The sequence below is a fragment of the Chelativorans sp. Marseille-P2723 genome, from assembly GCF_902809845.1.
In the GTDB taxonomy this organism is placed as follows: Bacteria; Pseudomonadota; Alphaproteobacteria; order Rhizobiales; family Rhizobiaceae; genus Chelativorans.
In genome coordinates this window covers 24,233-44,819 of the sequence record NZ_CADDWI010000013.1, presented here as the reverse complement: position 1 = coordinate 44,819, position 20,587 = coordinate 24,233, and the positions used below count along the sequence as shown (strand labels likewise).

Below are 20,587 nucleotides of genomic sequence, written 5' to 3'. Positions count from 1 at the left end.
TCAGGACACCTGCTGGGGATGCATGTCATTCGGGTCGATCCCTGCGATAACGACGGGCTTCTTCATCGCGTCGCGTCGGAACGGTTCGCCAAGCTCCTGATTGAGGATGACCTCGATCAGCGTGGTTCTTCGTTCCTTCATCTGCGAGTCGATGGCATTGTCCAACGTGCTTGTCAGCTCCTCCATTTTCCGCGCCTGCACTCCTTCCAGTCCGCAGGCGCGTGCGATCGCAGCATAGGAGACTTTGGGATTAAGCTCAGTGCCCACGAAATTGTCGTCGTACCAGAGCGTCGTGTTGCGTTTCTCCGCTCCCCATTGGTAGTTGCGGAACACGACCATGGTGATCGCCGGCCATTCCTCGCGCCCGATCGCGGTCAGTTCGTTGAGTGAAATGCCGATTGCACCGTCCCCGGCAAAGCCGACTACTGGCACGTCCGGTTGGCCGATCTTGGCCCCAATGATCGCGGGAAGGCCATAGCCGCAGGGGCCGAAAAGACCGGGAGCCAGATATTTCCGACCCTGATCGAAGGTCGGATAAGCATTGCCGATGGCGCAATTATTGCCGATGTCTGAGGAGATGATGGCTTCCTTCGGCAGGGCTGCCATGATCGCGCGCCAAGCCATGCGCGGTGACATACGTTCGGGCTCGTGCTCACGAGCGCGCCTGTTCCAACTTGTGCCTGGGTCATCCTCCTCGTGGTCCATGGAAGTGAGCTGCTGCGCCCAGGCAGATTTCGTTTTTGCGATCAGCGCACGGCGTTCATCCCGGCGATACTCGCCAGCGGCTTCGGAAAGGTTATCCAGGATGGCTTCTGCGACGAGTTTCGCATCTCCGGCGATCCCTACCGTAACTGGCTTGGTAAGGCCGATCCGGTCGGGATTGACGTCCACCTGGATGAGCTTTGCCTCGCGCGGCCAATAGTCGATGCCATATCCGGGCAGTGTCGAGAACGGGTTTAGGCGCGTGCCGAGTGCGAGCACAACATCTGCCTTCGAGATCAACTCCATCGCGGCTTTTGAGCCGTTATAGCCGAGGGGACCGGTGAAAAGTGGGTGCGAGCCTGGAAAGGCATCGTTGTGCTGGTAATTGCAGCAAACCGGAGCATCAAGCCGCTCCGCAAGGCGGACCGATGCCGGAATGGCTCCTGCCAGGATGACGCCGGCCCCGTTCAGCAGTGCCGGAAACTTTGCTTCTGACAACAGGCGCGCGGCCTCGGCAATAGCCTCTGCGCCGCCAGCGTGGCGCTCGAACGCGACGGCTTCCGGGAGGTCGATGTCGATTTCCTGGCACCAGAAATCGCGTGGCATATTTATTTGCACCGGTGCGGACAGACGCCGCGCCTTCATAAGGCAGCGATTCAACACCTCGGCGACGCGTGCAGGATGGCGCACTTCCTCCTGATAGGCAACCATATCGCTGAAGAGCGCCATCTGCTCCACTTCCTGAAAGCCGCCCTGGCCGATTGTCCTGTTCGCAGCTTGCGGCGTGACGAGAAGGAGAGGCGTATGGTTCCAATACGCTGTCTTGATGGCCGTGACAAAATTGGTGATGCCCGGTCCATTCTGGGCAATGCACATCGCTATTTTGCCGGTCGCGCGCGTATAGCCGTCCGCCATAAAGCCCCCATTGCACTCGTGGGCCACGTCCCAGAATGTAATGCCAGCCTTGGGGAATAGGTCGGAAATCGGCATGAAGGCGGAGCCGATAATGCCAAAGGCATGTTCGATTCCATGCCTTTGGAGTACCTTAACGAAGGCTTCCTCCGTCGTCATCCTCATGTCGTTATCTCCTCCCGAATTTGTTGGCGGCGTTGCGACAAACCAGAAAGATATTCCGGCACGTCAGTATCAAGCTCGATCCTTCCCTGACAGCGACCTTGATGTCTGATGGTACCCTTCTTGTGCTGCGTCAGGTGGTGTCAGACATTCGTACGATCCCGCTGCGATACGTCCGAAAGATCGTCGCATTTCTGACAGACGCAAGCGACAGCAGCCTCGCTTGTAGCGCCGCCGGAAGCATGGGTTCGAGCGGCGGTTTGAGTAGGTCCAGATCATTTGCATTGGTATAGCCAAATTGCTACGCTGCCCACGTGGGAGCGTGGTGGCATGCCTATCTCAGTCGACAATTTTTTCCTAAACCCAGCTTATCGGGGTACGCTCCAAAATCAGATCCGGCAGCTTGTGATCGAAGGTATTTTGGAGGGGCGTTTTCGTCCCGGAGAGCGGATGCCATCAAGCCGTATGCTTGCCACCCGTCTGGGAGTCAGCCGCATCACCGTGGTCATGGCCTATTCCGACCTTGTGGCGGATGATTACCTCGTTGCGCGGAATCGTTCCGGCTTTTTCGTATCGCAAACTGCGCCTCGGCCGCAGATCCATACATACCGGAGCCGCTCGCGTGTCGATGGGGTAGATTGGTCACGGGCGCTGGGGCAACGCTTCAGCGGAGGCGTCACCAGCATGGGAAAGCCGGAAAACTGGCGCCGTTTTCGCTTTCCCTTCGTCTACGGTCAGGCAGATCCTTCGCTCTTCGATCACCAGAACTGGCGTGGTTGTACCATGATGGCGCTGGGGCAGAAGGATTTTGATGTCCTGACGGACGATCATTTCGAGCGCGATGATCCCGAGCTTGTCGAGTATATCGCGCGTCATACCTTGCCGCGGCGCGGCATCCGCGCGCGCCCGGAAGAGATCCTCGTAACATTGGGAGCGCAGAATGCGCTGTGGCTTTCAGCGCAGGTGCTTCTCAATCAAAGGCGGACTTCGGCAATTGAGGAGCCCGGCTATCCTGGCCTTCGCGATATTCTGAACCAGAGCCGCTGCCGCGTGCTGCCGATTCCCATCGGCCGCGAAGGGCTCGATCCCGAAGCTCTACCGGATGGCATCGACGTGCTTTTCTGTTCGCCAAGCCATCATTGCCCGACAGGCAGAACGATGCCCATGCGCCAGCGTCAGACGCTGCTCTCGCTTGCCTCGCGACGTGATTTCCTGATCGTGGAGGATGATTACGATTTCGAGATGGCATATCGCAGGGCACCGTTCCCGGCGCTGAAGTCGCTCGACGTGGAGGGGCGGGTGATCTACATCGGGAGCTTCTCGAAATCGCTGTTTCCGGGCCTGCGCCTCGGCTATCTCGTAGGCCCCGAGCCTTTCGTCCGAGAGGCGCGGGCGCTGCGCGGAACCGTGCTGAGGCATCCTCCTGGACTGATGCAGCGGGCAGCCGCCTATTTCCTGTCTCTTGGGTATTATGACGCGCTGATCCGCCGCCTCGGGAACACCTTTGCAGAGCGCAAGCGGGTAGCGCTGGAAGCCATAAATGAGCATGGGCTCACGGTGGAGGGGGAGGGAGGCTCGAGCTTATGGCTTCAGACTGATGAGCGCATCGACACCAGTATGGTCGCGCGGCAACTCTATGATCAAAGCGTTCTGATCGAGGCTGGTCATCCCTTTTTTGCCGGAGTTTGTCCACGTAACTATTATCGGCTGGCATTCAGTTCGATCCCGGAGGAGCGCATCCACGAAGGAATTTCCCGGATTGCGGCCATCCTGCAAAATGCGCTGCCTGGCTAGACAGGAACTATCCGCCAGTCGCGGAGATGCAGCAGTGACACTAATGTGCGGCTGAGAACGGCGCAGAGGCGCAGTTCTCCCTCCCTCATGGAATGACGAACGTCTGCAATGGTGTTAGCTGAAGTTTTCCGTCGTCAATAAGCAAAGAATAAATTCCTCCTTGACTCTCGGAAGGGGCTCTGGAATCCATAGGAACATAACATGAACAAAATGCAATCGGAGTGAAACGTCATGGCTCGGCCTGCCGTGTCGCAAGGGAGGCTTTCTGCCCTGCGCCGGGAAATCGCCAGGATCGAGGGGACCTTGCCCGAGCGGTTAGCCGTACCGGGTGAAAATAGAGCCGTAGCCGGCCGCCACAGTCGGCCTGAAATGGAAAAATTCGCCTATCTGAAGACGGGGGCTTGGCGCTTCGATGCTGCTCTGGGCGGCGGTCTTCCCGCAGCGGCCCTGACGGAAATTACCAGTCGGGAAACCCGCGATGGAGGCATCGTTGCTGGTTTCGCCCTGGCACTGGCCGCCATTGCGGCACGAAAGGAAAACTCTGGTGAGGGCCGCCGGCCGGTTTTCTGGGTTTCCACTTCCCACATGCTTGCGGAAGCTGGCCTACCCTATGCGCTGGGATTGGAACGTTTTTTTGGCTTTGCTCCCGACCAGTTGCTTCTCGCCCGGACAGTTCGGCTCGAAGACGCGCTCTGGGCTACGGAAGAAGCTGCGAAGACGGGCGGCTTTTCGGCGATCTTTCTGGAACTTCGGGGTAATCCGACAAAGCTCGATCTTACTGCCTCCCGGCGCCTCCATAACCGGGCCAGCCGGGCGGGCCAGCCGATTTTCCTCATTCGTCATTCCGCAAAGGCCGAAGCAACCGCGGCCATCACCCGCATCTTCGTCACCGCTGCTCCGACCGCTCTGCGGGAAACGCTTGTCGGCCGGCTCCCCCGCTCTCTCGGCCCACCGGCCTTCGCTCTTAACCTGATCAAGAGCAGAACCGGGAGGATCGGAGATTTCGTGCTGGAATGGAACCCTCATGACTTCGCTTTTCGGGAAAGAAATGCCCTCGCAGTGCGGCCTGTTCGGCAGAGTGGCGGAAGAAAACAGGATTCTGGCGGTCTGGCTGCCGCATCTTTCGACAGATCGGCTTTTGCGACGCAGGCATGGAGCGGAGTGGAGGCGGGGCGGAAAGGAGGGAAAGCCAGTTGAGTTTCCTCCCCTTGTCGTTAGCCGCCGCGAAGCCAATGCGCAGCACATCGCGGCCCTTGACGAACAGGCCGAGGCTCTCGGCCTGAGACCCGGCATTGGCATTGCCGATGCGCGTGCCATGCATCCGGGCATCGAGGTGGTCGAGGAAGAGCCGGAGGCTGACAGGCGGCTTCTGGAAAGCCTTGCCGACTGGTGTGATCGCTATACCCCTCTGGTTGCGCTTGAAGGAACGAACGGTCTCTTCCTGGATATCAGCGGCTGTGCCCATCTGTTCGGCGGGGAAGATGCAATGCTCGCAGAGATTGTCCGACGGCTCGCGCATCAGGGCTTTGATGCACGTGCTGGCCTCGCTTCTACGCCGGGCATGGCCTGGGCCGCGGCGCGGTTTCTGGAGGGACAGAGGCGGAACGTGCCTCAGGGCGAGGAAGAGGAGTTTCTTGCTCCCATGCCTTTGGCAGCCCTGCGCCTGGAAGAAAAAATCCGGGCCGGGCTGGAAAGCGTGGGCATCCGCCATGTCGGCGCGCTCATCGGGGCTCCCCGTGCGCCGCTTGTCCGCCGTTTCGGAACTATGCTGGTCGCGCGTCTTGATCAGGCCATCGGGCTTGCCGAAGAGGTGATCTCGCCTCGCCTTCCTGTATCTCCGCTATCGGCCGAGCGCCGGCTTCCGGAGCCGATCGGCATGACGGAGGATATAGAGCGGCTGATACTCTTGCTGGCTGGAACTTTGCGTCAAGAGCTGGAACGCCGGGACGAGGGCGCAAGACGTCTCAGTCTTTCCCTGTTCCGTGTCGATGGTGCCGTGATGCGCCTCGGAGTGGGCGCTTCGCGTCCCTTGCGTGAGCCTCCGGTGATACTGCAGCTTTTCCGTGAGAAACTCGCCGCTCTCGAAGGCAAGCTCGATGCCGGATACGGTTTCGATATGGTACGTCTTTCGGCTGCCGTCACTGCGCCTTTCACCGCCCGTCAGACGGATCTTTCCGGCTCCGCGCTTCAGGAAGCTGAGGCCATTTCGCTCCTGGCAGACCGTATTCGCGCTCGACTTGGGAAGGGTGCCATTCTTGTTCCATCCCTGCGCGAAAGCCATGTTCCCGAACGGGCTGTACGTCTTGTTCCCTTCGGGGAAGAGGCTCTTGCAGGAGGGTCGATGCCTGCCAGGAACGACGCTCCTCCGGGAAAAATCCGTCCCATACGTCTTCTGGAGACGCCGGAGCCGGTAGAGGCTTCAGCCGAGGTTCCGGAAGGCCCGCCCCTGTCCTTCCGCTGGCGGCGGGCGCTTTATCGCGTGGCCCGCGCCGAAGGGCCGGAACGCATCGCTCCCGAATGGTGGCAGGAGGACAGGGAGGCGCCGACGCGTGATTATTTCTGTGTCGAGGATGTGGAAGGCCGCCGCTACTGGCTTTTCAGGGAGGGGCTTTACGGGGAGGTAGCTTCGCCCCGCTGGTTCCTGCACGGGATTTTCCCATGAATACCGTTCCAGCCTATGCGGAATTCGCCGTGCAGTCGAATTTCTCCTTTCTGCGCGGCGCCTCGCATCCGGAAGAGCTTGCTGTGACCGCAAAGCTTTATGGCTTCCGTGCCCTAGGGCTTGCGGATCGCAATACCGTGGCGGGCGTGGTTCGCGCCTGGAGCCAGGCTAAGGTGGAGGGGCTTGCCTATCATCCAGGCTGCCGGCTCGTCTTTTCCGATGGCACGCCTGACATTCTCGCCTATCCACGAGACCGCCAGGGGTGGGGTCATCTATGCCGCATGCTTACGCAGGCAAATCTGCGTGAGGAAAGCCAGAAGGGAGCGCCTGTCCTTTTTGCCGCTGATCTGATCGAGTGGGGCGACCGCATGTCGCTCGCCATTTTGCCGAGGCTTGAGAGATCTTCGCAGGAGACACTCACCTTCACCAAGCGCCTGGAGGACCGATTCGGCAATGCAGTCCGCCTTGCCGTTGCAGCGTCCTATTCCGGTGATGACCGCTTCAGGCTGGCGCAGGCGTCGGCGATTGCGGAGGCTGCGGGCATCCGGCTGATGGCCGTCAACGATGTGCTTTACCACGCGAAAGGGAGGCGCTCGCTTCAGGATGTGTTGACTGCGATCCGGATGAATGTGCCGGTGGCACAGGCAGGTTTTGCATTGGAAGCGAATGCCGAACGTCACATGAAGCCGCCGGATGAGATGGCGCGTCTTTTCCGCCATTATCCCGACGCGCTTGCCGAGACCATCCGCTTCGGCCAGGAGCTCTCCTTTTCGCTTGGCGAGCTTGAATACAACTATCCCGACGAGCCGACGGAATCTGGATTGCCGCCACAGGAGGAACTAGAGCGCCTCACCTGGGAAGGCGCGCGCTCACGTTTTCCCGACGGCATGCCGCCAAAGGTGGAAGCGATAATTCGGCACGAACTCGATACGGTAAGTGAGCTTGGATATGCCCGATATTTTCTTACGGTTTATGACATCATGAATTTCGCCCGCTCTAGGGGCATTCTCTGCCAGGGACGAGGTTCGGCAGCCAATTCCCTTATCTGCTACTGCCTGCGTATCACTGAAATAGGACCGGATATCATCGACACGCTTTTCGAGCGTTTCATTTCCAGGGAGAGAAATGAGCCGCCGGATATCGATGTCGATTTCGAGCATGAACGCCGTGACGAGGTGATCGCCTATATTTACGAGAAGTACAGCCTGAAATGCACGGCGCTAGCCGCTTCGGTGGTTACTTATCGTGGTCGTTCGGCTCTCCGGCAGGTGGCCAAGGCGCTCGGCTTTTCTGAAGATGCGATGAGCGCGCTTTCCGGCTCTGTCTGGGGTACATCGAGCGCCAGGCTGGGCGAGACGGAAACCAGAGCCGCTGGCCTCGACGGGCTCGATGCGCGAACGAAGCATCTCATAGATAAAGCCAATGAGATCCTTGGCTTCCCGCGCCATCTCTCCCAGCATGTGGGTGGCTTCGTCATCACCAGAGACCGGCTCGACGAGATCGTGCCCATTGTCAAGACGGCGATGGACGAACGCAAAATGATCGAGTGGGACAAGGACGATCTCGACGCTGTCAAGATGCTTAAAGTAGACGTTCTGGCGCTTGGCATGCTTTCCTGCTTGCGCCGCTCGCTCGAGCTTTTGAAGGAGCACTACGACGTTCGTGACGATTATGGCCGGCCGCTTGAACTGGCCACGATCCCTGCTGAGGATTCGCGCGTCTATGATATGATCTGCCGAGCCGACACAGTGGGCGTCTTCCAGATCGAATCCCGAGCGCAGATGTCGATGCTGCCGCGTCTCAAGCCACGTGAGTTCTATGATCTTGTCATCGAGGTGGCGATCGTGCGGCCAGGCCCCATTCAGGGTGACATGGTGCATCCCTATCTGCGTCGTCGGAAAGGAATTGAGAAGCCCGAATATATACGGCCGGAGCTTGAAGCGATCCTGAAGAAGACGCTTGGCGTTCCGCTCTTCCAGGAGCAGGCGATGCGGATCGCGATAGAGGCAGGCGGCTTCTCCGCTGGCGAGGCCGACCAGTTGCGGCGCGCCATGGCCACCTTCAGGCGCACTGGCACGATCAGTAATTACAGGCAGCGGATGGTGGAAGGCATGGTCGCCAAGGGCTATCCGGAAGAGTTCGCCCGTCGCTGCTTCCGGCAGATTGAAGGTTTCGGCGAGTATGGTTTTCCGGAAAGCCATGCCGCCGCCTTTGCGCATCTCGTCTACGCTTCCTGCTGGTTCAAAACCTTCTATCCGGACGTGTTTTGCGCGGCGATCCTAAATTCCCAACCTATGGGTTTTTATGCTCCGGCACAGCTTGTGCGGGATGCCATCGAGCATGGCGTGGAAGTGCGGTCTGTGGATATCAATTTTTCCGAGTGGGATTGCACCCTGGAGAAAGCCTCCTTCGCTCCTGCTCAGGTAGCAAAGAAGCATGCGCAGATGCGCACCGTCATCAAGACACGACATGCTGTTCGCCTGGGCTTTCGCCAGATCAAGGGATTATCGGAGGACGATATGGAACGGCTCGTGCAGAAACGGGGTGCCGGCTACGATTCCGTGCGCGATCTGTGGCTGCGTTCCGGACTCAGCAAGAGCGTGATCACCCGTCTTGCCGAAGCGGACGCTTTCCGTTCCTTGGGGCTTGACCGGCGCGCCGCGCTTTGGGCGGTCCATGCGCTGGAAGGGACGGGTTCGCAACGTCTGCCGCTCCTCGACAAGCCACATCTGGGGCTTTTCGAGCACGAGCCGGAGATGCGGCTGGCGCCTATGCCGCTAGGAAGTCACGTGGTGCAAGATTACCGTGCCATGGGACTTTCGCTCAAAGCGCATCCGGTATCCTTCCTTCGCGAGACGCTCGATGCGGAAGGCGTGCTTGCGAATGAATGCCTGGCCGAACTGGCCGATGGCTCGCGCGTCTCTATTGCCGGGCTCGTGCTAATCCGCCAGCGTCCGGACACATCCAAAGGAGTTATCTTCATGACTTTGGAGGATGAAACCGGTACCTCCAACGCCATTGTCTGGAACAAGGTGTTTGAGCGCTTCCGGCCGCAGGTGCTGGGTGCCCGTTTCGCGCGTATCACCGGTCGCCTGCAGAAAGCGTCTGATGTCATCCACGTCGTAGCCGAGCGGATCGACGATCTGAGCAGCAGGCTCGACACACTGTTGAGGGAAGAACCGGCCATCGCCATGGATGCGAGCGATAAGGCAGAACCTGCTGCCGGCCTACCTGCCCGTTCCGTTCCTCTCGACGGATCGAGACAAGCATCGGAAGCGCGGGCTTCCGCTGCTTCGGTCATGCCCAAGGGGCGGAACTTCCACTAGGAACCTTTCAGGTTTTGCCGGAAGCATAGTCTGCATTGACGAAGTAGTTTTCTGCATTCACCCGGTTGCATTGAGGAAACGAGGCCGTCGATGTGGCGCCTCACCTCGATGGGGCACTTCTGTTCCACATGCATCCAGTGCTTGATCTTGGTGCAAGCCTGCTCAATGGGTTAAGGCTGGGAATAGGCGACAGCTACCAGAGCCTGGCGCCAGCGGCGCGGATCATCTGCCTGACGGCGGCAGACTTGTGAGCTCTCAGATTGTCCTTGATGACGATGTCCCCGGCTGAAGAACCGGCACCAGATGCTGCTCGACATAGGCGCGGAGCAATTGGCCGTTCTCGCCCATCGAGGACGCAAGGCGCCATTAATCTGCTGCCATCAAAGCTTCATCCATCCGCCTCTGCGGGCGGAGGAATCTCAATTCACGACTTGAAATCCTCTTCCGACTCCAGCGGCCGCGCCTCCGAAGGCAACATGATCGGAACGCCGTCGCGCACGGGATAGGCAAGCCGCGCTCCCGGCGAGATGAGTTCGTTATTCGCTGGGTCCCATCTGAGTGGTCCTTTGGTGATGGGGCACACCAGAAGCTCAAGGAGCTTTGGATCCACCAGATGTTCCCGACGTCCCGGCTCAACCATCGTTCTTGAACCTCCGCACCCCGCTCACCCGCCGGCAGTTCACGAAAACAGCAGTGAGGAAAGCTTGCGCCTGGCGGCCAGCGTTACCGGCTCGGTCATGCCCCAGGCATCGAAAAGCTCCAGCAGCTTTGTCCGCGCGCCATCGTCGTTCCAACTGCGATCAGCCTTGACGATCGCCAGCAGGTTCTCCGCTGCGGCTTCTCGCTCGCCGCGTGCGTTCTGGATAAGCGCTAGATCGAACCGGGCCTGATGGTCAGCCGGATTTTCCGCAAGGCGCCTTTCCAGTTCTGCCGCATCGCCCAATCCAGCTACCTGTTCGGAAAGCGCCATCCGCGCACGCACCGCCGCGACTGCGGCCATATCCTTCTTGGCTTCTGGCACACGATCCAACACTGCCTTGGCTTCGTCCGTCTGTCCGGCCTCGAAAAGGAGGTCGGCAAGGGCAGCCAAGGCTTCGACATGCTCCGGCTGCTGTTGCAGTACGGCGGAATAAATCTGCGCGGCCGTCTGCCTGTCACCGGCTTCGCGCGCCTCTGTGGCGGCTGCCAGCGCTTCTTCCAACTTCCCGCCATTATCGCCAGCGATGCGCTTGATGAAATCGCGAATCTGGCTTTCCGGCACTGCTCCCATAAATCCGTCGACCGGCTGCCCGTCCTTGAAGGCGATGACAGCGGGGATGGACTGAATGCCGAGCTGGCCGGGAATGGCCGGATGATCATCAATGTTGAGTTTCACGAGCCTTACCTGCCCGCCGGCCTCCTGCACTATCTTCTCAAGCACCGGCGTAAGCTGTCTGCAGGGGCCGCACCAAGGTGCCCAAAAATCGACCAGCACCGGTTGGCGACGTGATTCCTGGATCACGTCAGTTGCAAAGGATGCGGTGGTTGTGTCCTTGATGAGGTCGGCTAGCGACGGGGCTTCCGCCAATCCGGGAGTGGCGCCTGCTGCTCCGTTCCCGAAGGTGACGTTCACCTGGCTGGCCGTTTCGCCGCCATACGGGTTTTCGCGATTGCTCATATTTGCCCCTTCATTGCTGCCGGAACGGCATTACTCGAAACGCACCGGCAAAAAACTGCCAAGTGCGAAATGTGGCGATCATTGCGCAACTTTCAAGACGAGCGGGCTATGCCCCGTCGCTTCCAGAAAGCGTAGAAGATCTGCATTGCGGATGGAAACCGTCGCTTCGTTATGAAGTGGATGGGCATTGATAATTTCCTGACTGACCAGAAACTCGTCCAGCACCACCGTCACTTTCCCGGCCACATCATTGACTGCGCCGAAAACGGTGACGGCACCCGGCGCAACGCCCAAAAGGTTCATCAACTCATCTGGCCGACCGAAGGACACCCTACCTGAGGCGCCGATCGTCTGATGGATTGTCTTCAGATCCACGGTGGCATCCTCCTCCACCGTTACCAGGAAATATCGACCCTTTCGGTCCTTCAGGAACAGGTTCTTGGTATGTGCGCCCGGAATCATCCCGCGCAGGCTCCGCGACTCTTCCACCGTGAAAAGCGGCGGGTGGGTGAAGGTGGTCACTTCGATATTCAACCGCGCAAGATAGTGCATCAGCTTTTCCGGCGTATTCGGCAAACGCGCATCCAGTTCCTGCATCCTATCCCTCAGCGGCTTTTGATCTTGAGCGCCGGTGTTTGCTAACTTCAGTCCCGGCTGGCAGCGCTACGCTATCCCATAAGTTCGCCCTGCAATCCATACGGACCCGCAACGCTTGGCAAGCGCTCTGCGCGCGGGCGGTACGCAGCGAGCGTTCAATGACACATCAACAAGTTTTGACAATGCTGCGTCAGACTGTCTGTGACAGCTCCTTTAAGTACTGATAAGGGGTTGATTATGCTCATCAGCAAATTTCGTGATTCCGGCATATGCAAGGGCTGATGAGCAATCCTGAGCTGCAGGAAAGCAAGAATTTCGTAAATGTATCGCTAAGCGCGAGGGCGGGAATGTCTTCACAACTCTACCGCGAGACGGTCAATCGCAATAGCGCGGCGTATTTCAACCACATGGCTCTTGCGGTTTTTCTCCTTGCTGTTCTCATTGTCCTGCCGCAAACCTTTCTTTCTGAGGAAATGAAAAGGCTCTACGTTGATGAAGGAGGCTTCATACAGGTCCTTTCAGCTGCCGGATATCTGATTGTCGTCTCGACGCTTGTTCGTGAGATGTCGTATGAGGACCTCCTGAAGCACTGGTACTTTCTCGTTCTGCCAATCGCCATGTGCCTGCGCGAACTGGACTTCCACGTGCATTTCACAACTTATAGCATAACCAAGACGAGTTTTTACGTTTCGCCCAACGTTCCTCTTCTGGAAAAGTCTATGGCTGCCCTTGCTTTTCTGGGCGTGGGAACTTCGATCTATTTCCTCGTAAAGCAGAACTTCCGCAGCTTTGTCTCGGGGCTTCGCCGCCTCGATGCCACCCCCGTCGCCATCCTGGCTGCGATTGGCTGCGTCGTTTTTTCGAAAGTCCTCGACGGAGCTCAATCGAACCTCCAATTTCTAGGAATTCACGTCACGAGCACCTACACTTCGGTGGTGATCGAGGAGGTGCTGGAACTCGGCATTCCGATCTTTCTTTCCATTGCGACTTTCGCGGCGTTTCCTACCCGAAACCGGCCGAAAATCCGGAGTGACGCCCTGTGACGTGTACCGCAGGTTGAATTCCTCCTTGCTCTTCTACCCTGTTAGGTCCTATCCTCTTTACTCCTGTAAAGCTGAGGGGCTTGGCTATGGGGGAGGGCGATGTGCGTTGGCTGATGCTGTTCTTCGCCGTGTGGTTCGGCATGTTTGTCTTGCTTCAGTCGGCCCCTGCCCTGAAGCGTTTTGCTGCCTCTCCTCCGCCGGTTGAATTGCCAACCGCCCACAGCGCCCCCCTTTATGATGAAGCTGAACAGACTGGCATCAAGTAGCGGCGCATCGGCTTCCCGAGCGCGGCTGCAAACCTCACGTAATCACATAGGGCAATATGGAGCGGTGCTCATGGTTGACCTTGAGCCGCGTCTTCAAGGGGGGCACTGCCCGTTGCGGACAGTTGGCTCGCTCGCAAATCCGGCAGGATATGCCGATCGGGTCGAATGCGACGCGGTTCGTCAGGTCTAGTCCGTCAGCATAGACGAAGTGTTGCGCATAGGAGATTTCGCAGCCGAGAGCGATGGCGTACCGTCGGTGCGGCGCGTAGTAACCACCCCCCTTCTTGGTGACTTCTGTAGCGATTGAAAGATAGCGTACCCCGTCGGGTGTCTCTGCGAGCTGTCGAATGATTCGCCCGGGCACCTCGAATGCCTGATGGGCGTTCCAGAGCGGACAGGCCGCGCCGAAACGGGCAAATTGCAGCTTGGCTCCGCTGTGCCGCTTCGTAATGTTTCCCGCGCGATCTATCGTTGCGAAGAATACCGGAATGCCCTTTAGTCCCGGCCGCTGCAGAGTGGAGAGGCGATGAGCCACCTGTTCTAGGCTGGCTCCAAAGCGGGCCGCGAGCAGTTCAAGATCGTGGCGCAGATCCTTTGCGGTGGACATGAAGATTTGGTACGGCAATATTAGTGCACCCGCGAAGTAGTTTTGCAGCCCGATCTTACAAATTTCCGCTGCTTCTTCCGTCCGAAACCCGGCTTGCGTGGTTATCCGCTCTACCTCGGCCTGCTGCTCCAGTGCCGCAATCTGGTATGCCATCTGGAACGTTCTGGTGGCCGCTGGCGAGTATGAGTTGAGATACAGCGCCTTCGAAGCGGGATCATATCGCCTCAGAAGCGCTTCACCGGGCTCGGCTCGCATGATGCGGATGCCGTGTTCGCCTTCCAGATATTCAGTAAGGGCAGCACCCGCATCCCTTTCGGGAACGCCGAGTTTCATCGCAACACGTTCAGCCGCAACATCGAGATCGTGTACGTAGTTGTCGATGAAATGGAAAAAGTCGCGGACTTCTTCATAGGCCGTCGGCTCCGCCAGGTTGCTGGCTCGGCCAAGCTGGTCGTTGAAGCTCGCAAGCTGTTCGCTGTTCCGGCGGAACGCCTGATGGCAGGCAATCAGGGATTGAGCGAAACCGGGCGCATTCTGGATGACAAGCTTTAGTTCCTGAAGGTTCGGCGAGTACCCGTCAAAGACGGGATCAGCCAACGCTTCCAGGAGTGCTGACAGCAGGCGGTCACTATCGCCGGCCGAGATCGAGCCGATATCGATCTGGAATTTTTCCGCTAGTGCAAGTAGCACTGCTGCGGAAACGGGGCGCTGATTGTTCTCGATCTGGTTGAGATAACTCGTGGAAATGCCAAGCCGCTCTGCAAACGCAGCTTGGGTTGCCCTGTTCGCCTCTCGGATCTCACGAACTTTACGTCCGATATAAAGTTTCCCGCGTGCCATTTTTTTACAACTTCGCAAATTTGCTTTTGCGTATTGGTACATTATGCTTCTGTACCTTTTCAACACTTCTGTTGCCAGCCGGACATGTTTACACTCCGATGATGCGGCTCGTGGGGCCGGGGCTATGAACATGACCATTGATACACGACGGCGGGCCGGCACGGCGGGACCGCTCGAAGTAAAGGGGGTGCGCTGATGCGCGCGGTACTCGAACAACTTGAGGCTCGCCGGGCGGAGGCCCGTCTCGGCGGTGGACAGAAGCGTATCGACGGACAGCATGCGAAAGGCAAGCTGACGGCGCGCGAGCGGATTGAGGTGCTTCTCGACGAGGGCTCGTTCGAGGAATACGACATGTATGTCACGCATCGCGCGACAGATTTCGGCATGGCGTCCCAAAAAATCGCAGGCGATGGCGTGGTAACCGGGTGGGGCACGATCAATGGCCGGCTGGTCTATGTTTTTTCCCAGGATTTCACGGTCCTCGGGGGCTCGCTATCGGAGAGCCATGCCCAGAAGATCTGCAAGATCATGGACATGGCTCTTCGCAATGGTGCACCGGTAATCGGTTTGAACGATTCAGGCGGTGCTCGCATCCAGGAGGGCGTGGCCTCGCTTGCGGGGTATGCCGAAGTCTTCAAGCGCAATGCTGAAGCATCGGGCATAATTCCGCAGCTTTCAGTGATCATGGGCCCATGTGCGGGCGGTGCAGTCTACTCGCCGGCCATGACGGATTTCATCTTCATGGTGCGGGATTCCTCCTACATGTTCGTCACCGGGCCCGACGTGGTGAAGACGGTGACGAACGAGATTGTAACGGCGGAAGAGCTTGGCGGCGCATCGACCCACACGCAAAAATCGTCGGTCGCTGATGGTGCATTCGAGAACGACATCGAGGCGCTGGAAGAGGTCAGGCGCCTGTTCGATTTCCTGCCGCTCAACAATCGCGAAAAGTCTCCGGTCCGGCCATTTTATGACGATCCGGAACGGCTGGAGATGCGCTTGGACACTCTGGTCCCTGAAAGCGCCAACAAGCCCTATGACATGAAGGAGCTGATTACGGCGATTGCCGACGAAGGCGATTTCTTCGAGCTTCAAGCAGCTTTCGCTAAGAACATCATAATCGGTTTCATGCGCATCGAGGGGCGGACCATCGGTGTGGTAGCCAACCAGCCGATGGTGCTTGCAGGCTGCCTCGATATCGACTCATCGCGCAAGGCGGCACGCTTCGTGCGTTTTTGCGACGCGTTCGACATTCCGATCCTGACGCTGGTCGACGTGCCGGGATTCCTGCCGGGCACAGCGCAGGAATATGGAGGCGTCATCAAGCATGGTGCCAAGCTGCTGTTTGCCTATAGCCAGGCGACCGTGCCGATGGTCACTCTCATCACTCGCAAGGCTTATGGCGGCGCCTATGATGTAATGGCTTCGAAGCATATCGGAGCCGACGTCAATTACGCCTGGCCGACCGCTGAAATCGCCGTGATGGGTGCCAAGGGCGCTGCCGAAATTCTTTATCGCTCCGACCTGGGCGACCCGGCCAAGATAGCGCAGCGCACTAAGGAGTACGAGGAACGTTTTGCCAATCCCTTCATCGCGGCCGAACGTGGCTTCATCGATGAGGTGATCATGCCCCATTCCTCACGCAAACGCATCGCGCGCGCCTTCGCCGCCCTGCGCGGAAAGCGCGTCGAAACGCGCTGGAAGAAGCACGACAATATTCCGCTTTGAGGCCGTAATAATGTTCAAGAAAATTCTGATTGCCAATCGTGGCGAGATCGCGTGCCGCGTGATCAAGACGGCGAAGAAGCTCGGCATTCCAACAGTCGCTGTTTATTCCGACGCCGACCGGGACGCACTGCATGTCAGGCAGGCCGACGAGGCTGTCCATATCGGCCCTGCCGCGCCCTCCCAGTCCTATCTCAACATCGCAAATATCCTTAATGCCCTGAAGGAGACCGGTGCAGATGCCGTTCATCCGGGCTATGGTTTCCTGTCGGAGAATGCGCACTTTGCCGAAGCGCTCAAGGCAATAGACGTAACTTTTATCGGGCCGCCGCCGGCCGCCATTGAGGCGATGGGCGACAAGATCACGTCGAAGAAGATCGCCGCCTCCGCCGGGGTCAGCACGGTCCCCGGTCATATGGGGCTGATCGAAAACGCAGAGGAGGCAGTGCACATCTCCCAGGAGATCGGCTTCCCCGTTATGATCAAAGCTTCCGCAGGCGGCGGTGGCAAGGGCATGCGCATAGCCTGGAACGAGGAGGAAGTGCGCGAAGGGTTTCAATCATCACAGAACGAAGCGAGGAACTCCTTCGGCGACGACCGAATCTTCATCGAGAAATTCATCGTCGAGCCCCGCCACATCGAAATACAGGTGCTTGGGGACAAGCACGGCAACATCATCCATCTTGGCGAGCGCGAGTGCTCGATCCAGCGCCGCAATCAGAAGATCATCGAGGAGGCGCCATCTCCGTTCCTCGACGAGGCGACTCGGCGCGCAATGGGCGAGCAGGCAATCGCCCTTTCTGCCGCGGTCGGCTACCACTCGGCAGGCACGGTCGAGTTCATCGTGGACCGCGACCGCAACTTCTATTTCCTCGAGATGAATACCCGGCTTCAGGTGGAGCACCCGGTCACGGAGCTGGTCACCGGCATCGACCTGGTCGAGGAGATGATCCGCATAGCTGCCGGCGAGAAGCTTCGTGTCGCCCAGGATGAGGTCAGGCTGAATGGCTGGGCAATTGAAAGCCGGCTTTATGCTGAAGATCCCTACCGTAACTTCCTGCCCTCGATCGGACGGCTGACTCGTTATAGGCCGCCCGCGGAAGGCGCGCGCTCATGTGGCGGTATCATCCGCAACGACACCGGAGTCGTCGAAGGTTCGGAAATCTCGATGTACTACGACCCGATGATCGCCAAGCTCTGCACCTGGGGGCCGGATCGCCTTTCGGCCATCAGGTCCATGGGAGCAGCACTCGACGATTTCGAGGTGGAAGGCATCGGCCACAACCTGCCATTCCTCTCCGCCGTCATGGAGCATCCGCGTTTTAGGGAGGGCCGGCTCAGCACCGCCTTCATCGCGGAGGAATTTCCGGATGGCTTTTCCGGCGTGGCGCCGGATGATGTAGATGCGCGGACCCTTGCTTCTGTCGCCGCCCACATTAACTGGAAAGTCCAGCACCGCGACATACAGATTTCGGGTGCGATGGACAATCACCGCCGTAAGGTCTCCTCCGCTTGGGTAGTCACGCTCGACAATCATGCATTCGCAGTCAGCGTGCGTGACGAAGAGGACGGAACGGCCGTTTCGTTTGAAGACGGGAACGGCGTGTGCCTGACAGTCACGAGCGATTGGGTTCCCGGACGGACACACGCTTCTTTCGCAATCGATGGCGAAAGCTTGTCGGTCAAGATTGCTCGTTCCGGAACCGGTTATCGTCTGCGCTGGCGAGGAATGGACATTGTCGCTCACGTGCGCCGTCCGCGCGTTGCTGAACTGGCGCGACTGATGCCGAAGAAGCTGCCCCCTGACACCTCCAAGATGCTGCTTTGTCCCATGCCGGGTGTGGTGACGGTGATTGCTGTTAGCGAAGGCGACGCCGTTGAAGCTGGACAGATCCTCGCTACCGTGGAAGCCATGAAGATGGAAAACGTGCTGCGCGCCGAAAGGCGGGCTACGGTGAAGCGGATAGCCGTCGATCCTGGCGCGAGCCTGGCAGTCGACGAGCCGATAATGGAATTCGAGTGATGAGCGATAACGAACTGGAACAATGGCGCGCGCTCGCCGAGAAGGAAGTGAAGCGAGACCCCGACAGCCTCGTCTGGCAAACGCCGGAAGGCATTCCGATCAAGCCGCTCTACACGGCCAAGGATCTTGAGGGAATTGATCATCTCGACTCGCTTCCTGGGCACAAGCCGTTCGTTCGCGGGCCACGCGCAACGATGTATGCGGGCCGGCCTTGGACAATCCGCCAATATGCCGGATTCTCAACAGCCGAAGAGTCGAATGCCTTCTATCGTAAGGCACTTGCGGCTGGCCAGCAGGGTGTCTCGGTTGCCTTCGACCTTGCGACGCATCGCGGCTATGACAGCGACCATCCGCGTGTCGTAGGCGACGTTGGGAAGGCGGGCGTCGCCATCGATTCTGTCGAGGACATGAAGATCCTGTTCGACGGCATCCCGCTGGAAAAGATCTCTGTATCGATGACCATGAACGGCGCGGTGATCCCGATCCTCGCCAGCTTCATCGTGACCGGCGAAGAGCAGGGCGTGCCGCGGGCGCAGCTTTCCGGGACCATCCAGAATGACATCCTGAAGGAGTTTATGGTCCGCAATACCTATATCTACCCGCCCGAACCCTCCATGCGGATCGTCGCCGACATCATCGAATACACGGCGAAGGAGATGCCGAAGTTCAACTCCATCTCCATCTCTGGCTATCACATGCAAGAGGCGGGCGCGACGCTGGTGCAGGAGCTTGCCTTCACGCTTGCTGACGGTAGGGAATATGTCCGCGCCGCGCTGCAAAAAGGTCTCGACGTTGACGCTTTCGCCGGGAGACTTTCGTTCTTCTTTGCCATCGGCATGAATTTTTTCATGGAGGCCGCCAAGCTGCGCGCCGCGCGGTTACTCTGGTCGCGCATCATGGAGGAGTTCGAGCCAAAGAAGCCTTCTTCGCTGATGCTGCGCACCCATTGCCAGACCTCCGGAGTATCGCTGCAGGAGCAGGACCCCTACAACAACATCGTGCGCACCGCCTATGAGGCGCTGGCTGCCGTGCTTGGCGGCACGCAGTCGCTGCATACCAATTCCTTCGACGAGGCAATCGCGCTGCCGACGGAATTTTCCGCTCGCATCGCCCGCAACACGCAACTCATACTCCAGCACGAGACGGGTGTGACGAAGGTCGTCGATCCATTGGCGGGTTCCTACTATGTCGAGAATCTTACCAACGAGCTTGCCGATGCCGCCTGGAAGTTGATCGAAGAGATCGAGGCAATGGGCGGGATGACCAAGGCCGTCATCGAAGGCTTGCCCAAGCGCCTGATCGAGGAAGCTGCCACCAGGAAACAGGCGGCTGTCGATCGGGGCGATGAGGTGGTAGTTGGTGTCAATAAGTATCGGCTCGAGAATGAGGACGACATTGAGATCCTCGACATCGACAATGCGGCGGTGCGCGAGGCTCAGGTGAAGCGGCTCGAACGGATCCGTCGTCAGCGCGATCCAAAGCGCGTCGCCGAGACGCTTGGACTGCTGGCCGAGGTCGCACGCTCAGGGCAAGGCAACATCCTTGAGGCCGCCGTCGAAGCAGCGCGAGCACGCGCTTCCGTTGGCGAGATTTCCGATACGCTGCGCGACGCGTTCGGCGACCATGCCGCGGTGCCTCAGGTGGTGCGCAAGGTCTACGGTCCGGCCTACAAGGATGAGCCGGAATACAAGACGTTGGTCGAGCGGCTTGACCAATTCGCCAAGGCACTCGGCGAACGACCACGGGTGATGGTCGCCAAGCTTGGCCAGGACGGCCATGATCGCGGCGCCAAGGTCATTGCGTCCGCCTTCGGCGACATAGGCTTCGACGTCGTCACCGGTCCCTTGTTCCAGACGCCGGACGAGGCCGCCGATCTTGCGGTCAAAAAGAAGGTGCATGTGGTGGGCATGTCTTCGCTGGCGGCTGGGCACAAGGTGTTGGCCCCGCAACTTGTGGAAGCGCTGAAGCAAAAGGGCGCTGACATCATCGTGGTTGTCGGTGGAGTGGTCCCGCGGCAGGATTATCAATTCCTGCTGGACAATGGGGTTGCGGCCGTTTTCGGCCCGGGCACCAACGTTCTCGACGCCGCCCGCGCCGTACTGGACCTCATGGAAGGTAAGCGCCGCAACGTGTAATTCATCGTCGCGAGGACCTCGCATCGCAGGGTGACGGATATTTCAGTCGCCCTGCGAAGCTGAGAAGCACCCCTCCTGCTCGCCTGCCGGCTCGTTTGCCGAATACGGCCAAGCGCAAAGTCATTCCACACCTTGG

The 20,587-nt window shown here is 58.9% G+C and carries 14 protein-coding genes and 1 pseudogene; 9 read left to right on the top strand and 6 right to left on the bottom strand.

Annotation, left to right across the window (positions count from 1 at the left end; translation table 11 throughout):
- Positions 1 to 1,779: a sulfoacetaldehyde acetyltransferase gene (gene xsc / locus HUS57_RS11540; protein WP_173933882.1), complete on the bottom strand. Its 1,779-nt coding sequence runs from the start codon at positions 1,777 to 1,779 to the stop codon at positions 1 to 3.
- A 327-nt stretch (positions 1,780 to 2,106) separates the two neighbouring features.
- Here xsc and HUS57_RS11535 point away from each other — a divergent pair, with 327 nt between their 5' ends.
- The 4 genes from HUS57_RS11535 to HUS57_RS11525 all read left to right on the top strand — a co-directional run bounded on the left by HUS57_RS11535 (position 2,107) and on the right by HUS57_RS11525 (position 9,558).
- Positions 2,107 to 3,570 (top strand): PLP-dependent aminotransferase family protein, encoded by a 1,464-nt coding sequence (locus tag HUS57_RS11535; protein ID WP_173933880.1) that lies wholly within the window; start codon positions 2,107 to 2,109, stop codon positions 3,568 to 3,570.
- A gap of 231 nt (positions 3,571 to 3,801) precedes the next feature.
- Entirely contained in the window at positions 3,802 to 4,767 is a 966-nt protein-coding gene (locus HUS57_RS17985) for a hypothetical protein (protein WP_246727855.1), read from the top strand.
- Entirely contained in the window at positions 4,709 to 6,232 is a 1,524-nt protein-coding gene (locus HUS57_RS11530) for a DNA polymerase Y family protein (protein WP_246727854.1), read from the top strand. The genes HUS57_RS17985 and HUS57_RS11530 overlap by 59 nt, the downstream gene beginning before the upstream one ends.
- The gene (locus HUS57_RS11525; RefSeq protein WP_173933876.1) at positions 6,229 to 9,558 is read left to right on the top strand and encodes an error-prone DNA polymerase; all 3,330 of its coding nucleotides are present in this window, start codon (positions 6,229 to 6,231) and stop codon (positions 9,556 to 9,558) included. Before HUS57_RS11530 ends, HUS57_RS11525 begins: the two co-directional genes overlap by 4 nt.
- 7 nt (positions 9,559 to 9,565) lie before the next feature.
- On the opposite strand, the pseudogene HUS57_RS17980 reads toward HUS57_RS11525, so the two are convergent.
- From HUS57_RS17980 to HUS57_RS11505, 4 genes and pseudogenes are all read right to left on the bottom strand, one after another.
- Positions 9,566 to 9,894, bottom strand: a pseudogene (locus HUS57_RS17980) (transposase); the annotation flags it as partial.
- An 88-nt stretch (positions 9,895 to 9,982) separates the two neighbouring features.
- Complete coding sequence (locus HUS57_RS11515; RefSeq protein WP_173933872.1) at positions 9,983 to 10,198, bottom strand: Trm112 family protein; 216 nt, start codon at positions 10,196 to 10,198, stop codon at positions 9,983 to 9,985.
- Positions 10,199 to 10,237: 39 nt separating this feature from the next.
- Positions 10,238 to 11,215 (bottom strand): thioredoxin, encoded by a 978-nt coding sequence (trxA, locus tag HUS57_RS11510; RefSeq protein ID WP_173933870.1) that lies wholly within the window; start codon positions 11,213 to 11,215, stop codon positions 10,238 to 10,240.
- 78 nt (positions 11,216 to 11,293) lie between these two features.
- On the bottom strand, positions 11,294 to 11,812 hold the full coding sequence (locus HUS57_RS11505) for a YbaK/EbsC family protein (protein ID WP_173933868.1): 519 nt from the start codon (positions 11,810 to 11,812) through the stop codon (positions 11,294 to 11,296).
- Positions 11,813 to 12,093: 281 nt separating this feature from the next.
- Here HUS57_RS11505 and HUS57_RS11500 point away from each other — a divergent pair, with 281 nt between their 5' ends.
- Both HUS57_RS11500 and HUS57_RS11495 read left to right on the top strand, forming a co-directional pair.
- A complete protein-coding gene (locus HUS57_RS11500) occupies positions 12,094 to 12,855 on the top strand; it encodes a hypothetical protein (RefSeq protein ID WP_173933866.1) in 762 nt (253 codons plus the stop codon).
- 86 nt (positions 12,856 to 12,941) lie between these two features.
- The gene (locus HUS57_RS11495; RefSeq protein ID WP_173933864.1) at positions 12,942 to 13,121 is read left to right on the top strand and encodes a hypothetical protein; all 180 of its coding nucleotides are present in this window, start codon (positions 12,942 to 12,944) and stop codon (positions 13,119 to 13,121) included.
- A gap of 34 nt (positions 13,122 to 13,155) precedes the next feature.
- Here the strand turns inward: HUS57_RS11495 and HUS57_RS11490 are convergent, their stop codons facing one another.
- Positions 13,156 to 14,568, bottom strand: coding sequence for a short-chain fatty acyl-CoA regulator family protein (locus tag HUS57_RS11490; RefSeq protein WP_173933862.1), 1,413 nt, complete (start codon positions 14,566 to 14,568; stop codon positions 13,156 to 13,158).
- A 195-nt stretch (positions 14,569 to 14,763) separates the two neighbouring features.
- Between HUS57_RS11490 and HUS57_RS11485 the strand changes: the two genes are divergently transcribed.
- The 3 genes from HUS57_RS11485 to scpA are packed head-to-tail and all read left to right on the top strand — an operon-like array spanning position 14,764 to position 20,451.
- Positions 14,764 to 16,296, top strand: coding sequence for an acyl-CoA carboxylase subunit beta (locus HUS57_RS11485; protein ID WP_173933860.1), 1,533 nt, complete (start codon positions 14,764 to 14,766; stop codon positions 16,294 to 16,296).
- Positions 16,297 to 16,306: 10 nt separating this feature from the next.
- Positions 16,307 to 18,316, top strand: a complete 2,010-nt coding sequence (locus tag HUS57_RS11480) for an acetyl/propionyl/methylcrotonyl-CoA carboxylase subunit alpha (RefSeq protein ID WP_173933859.1) — start codon at positions 16,307 to 16,309, stop codon at positions 18,314 to 18,316.
- Positions 18,316 to 20,451, top strand: a complete 2,136-nt coding sequence (scpA, locus tag HUS57_RS11475) for a methylmalonyl-CoA mutase (protein ID WP_173933857.1) — start codon at positions 18,316 to 18,318, stop codon at positions 20,449 to 20,451. The genes HUS57_RS11480 and scpA overlap by 1 nt, the downstream gene beginning before the upstream one ends.
- Positions 20,452 to 20,587 lie beyond the last annotated feature (136 nt).

Bases quoted from the DNA above. Each gene is read 5' to 3' on its own strand.
- xsc (WP_173933882.1), bottom strand. From the start codon at position 1,779: ATGAGGATGACGACGGAGGAAGCCTTCGTTAAGGTACTCCAAAGGCAT.
- HUS57_RS11535 (WP_173933880.1), top strand. From the start codon at position 2,107: ATGCCTATCTCAGTCGACAATTTTTTCCTAAACCCAGCTTATCGGGGT.
- HUS57_RS17985 (WP_246727855.1), top strand. From the start codon at position 3,802: ATGGCTCGGCCTGCCGTGTCGCAAGGGAGGCTTTCTGCCCTGCGCCGG.
- HUS57_RS11525 (WP_173933876.1), top strand. From the start codon at position 6,229: ATGAATACCGTTCCAGCCTATGCGGAATTCGCCGTGCAGTCGAATTTC.
- HUS57_RS11515 (WP_173933872.1), bottom strand. From the start codon at position 10,198: ATGGTTGAGCCGGGACGTCGGGAACATCTGGTGGATCCAAAGCTCCTT.
- trxA (WP_173933870.1), bottom strand. From the start codon at position 11,215: ATGAGCAATCGCGAAAACCCGTATGGCGGCGAAACGGCCAGCCAGGTG.
- HUS57_RS11505 (WP_173933868.1), bottom strand. From the start codon at position 11,812: ATGCAGGAACTGGATGCGCGTTTGCCGAATACGCCGGAAAAGCTGATG.
- HUS57_RS11500 (WP_173933866.1), top strand. From the start codon at position 12,094: ATGAGCAATCCTGAGCTGCAGGAAAGCAAGAATTTCGTAAATGTATCG.
- HUS57_RS11495 (WP_173933864.1), top strand. From the start codon at position 12,942: ATGGGGGAGGGCGATGTGCGTTGGCTGATGCTGTTCTTCGCCGTGTGG.
- HUS57_RS11490 (WP_173933862.1), bottom strand. From the start codon at position 14,568: ATGGCACGCGGGAAACTTTATATCGGACGTAAAGTTCGTGAGATCCGA.
- HUS57_RS11485 (WP_173933860.1), top strand. From the start codon at position 14,764: ATGCGCGCGGTACTCGAACAACTTGAGGCTCGCCGGGCGGAGGCCCGT.
- HUS57_RS11480 (WP_173933859.1), top strand. From the start codon at position 16,307: ATGTTCAAGAAAATTCTGATTGCCAATCGTGGCGAGATCGCGTGCCGC.
- scpA (WP_173933857.1), top strand. From the start codon at position 18,316: ATGAGCGATAACGAACTGGAACAATGGCGCGCGCTCGCCGAGAAGGAA.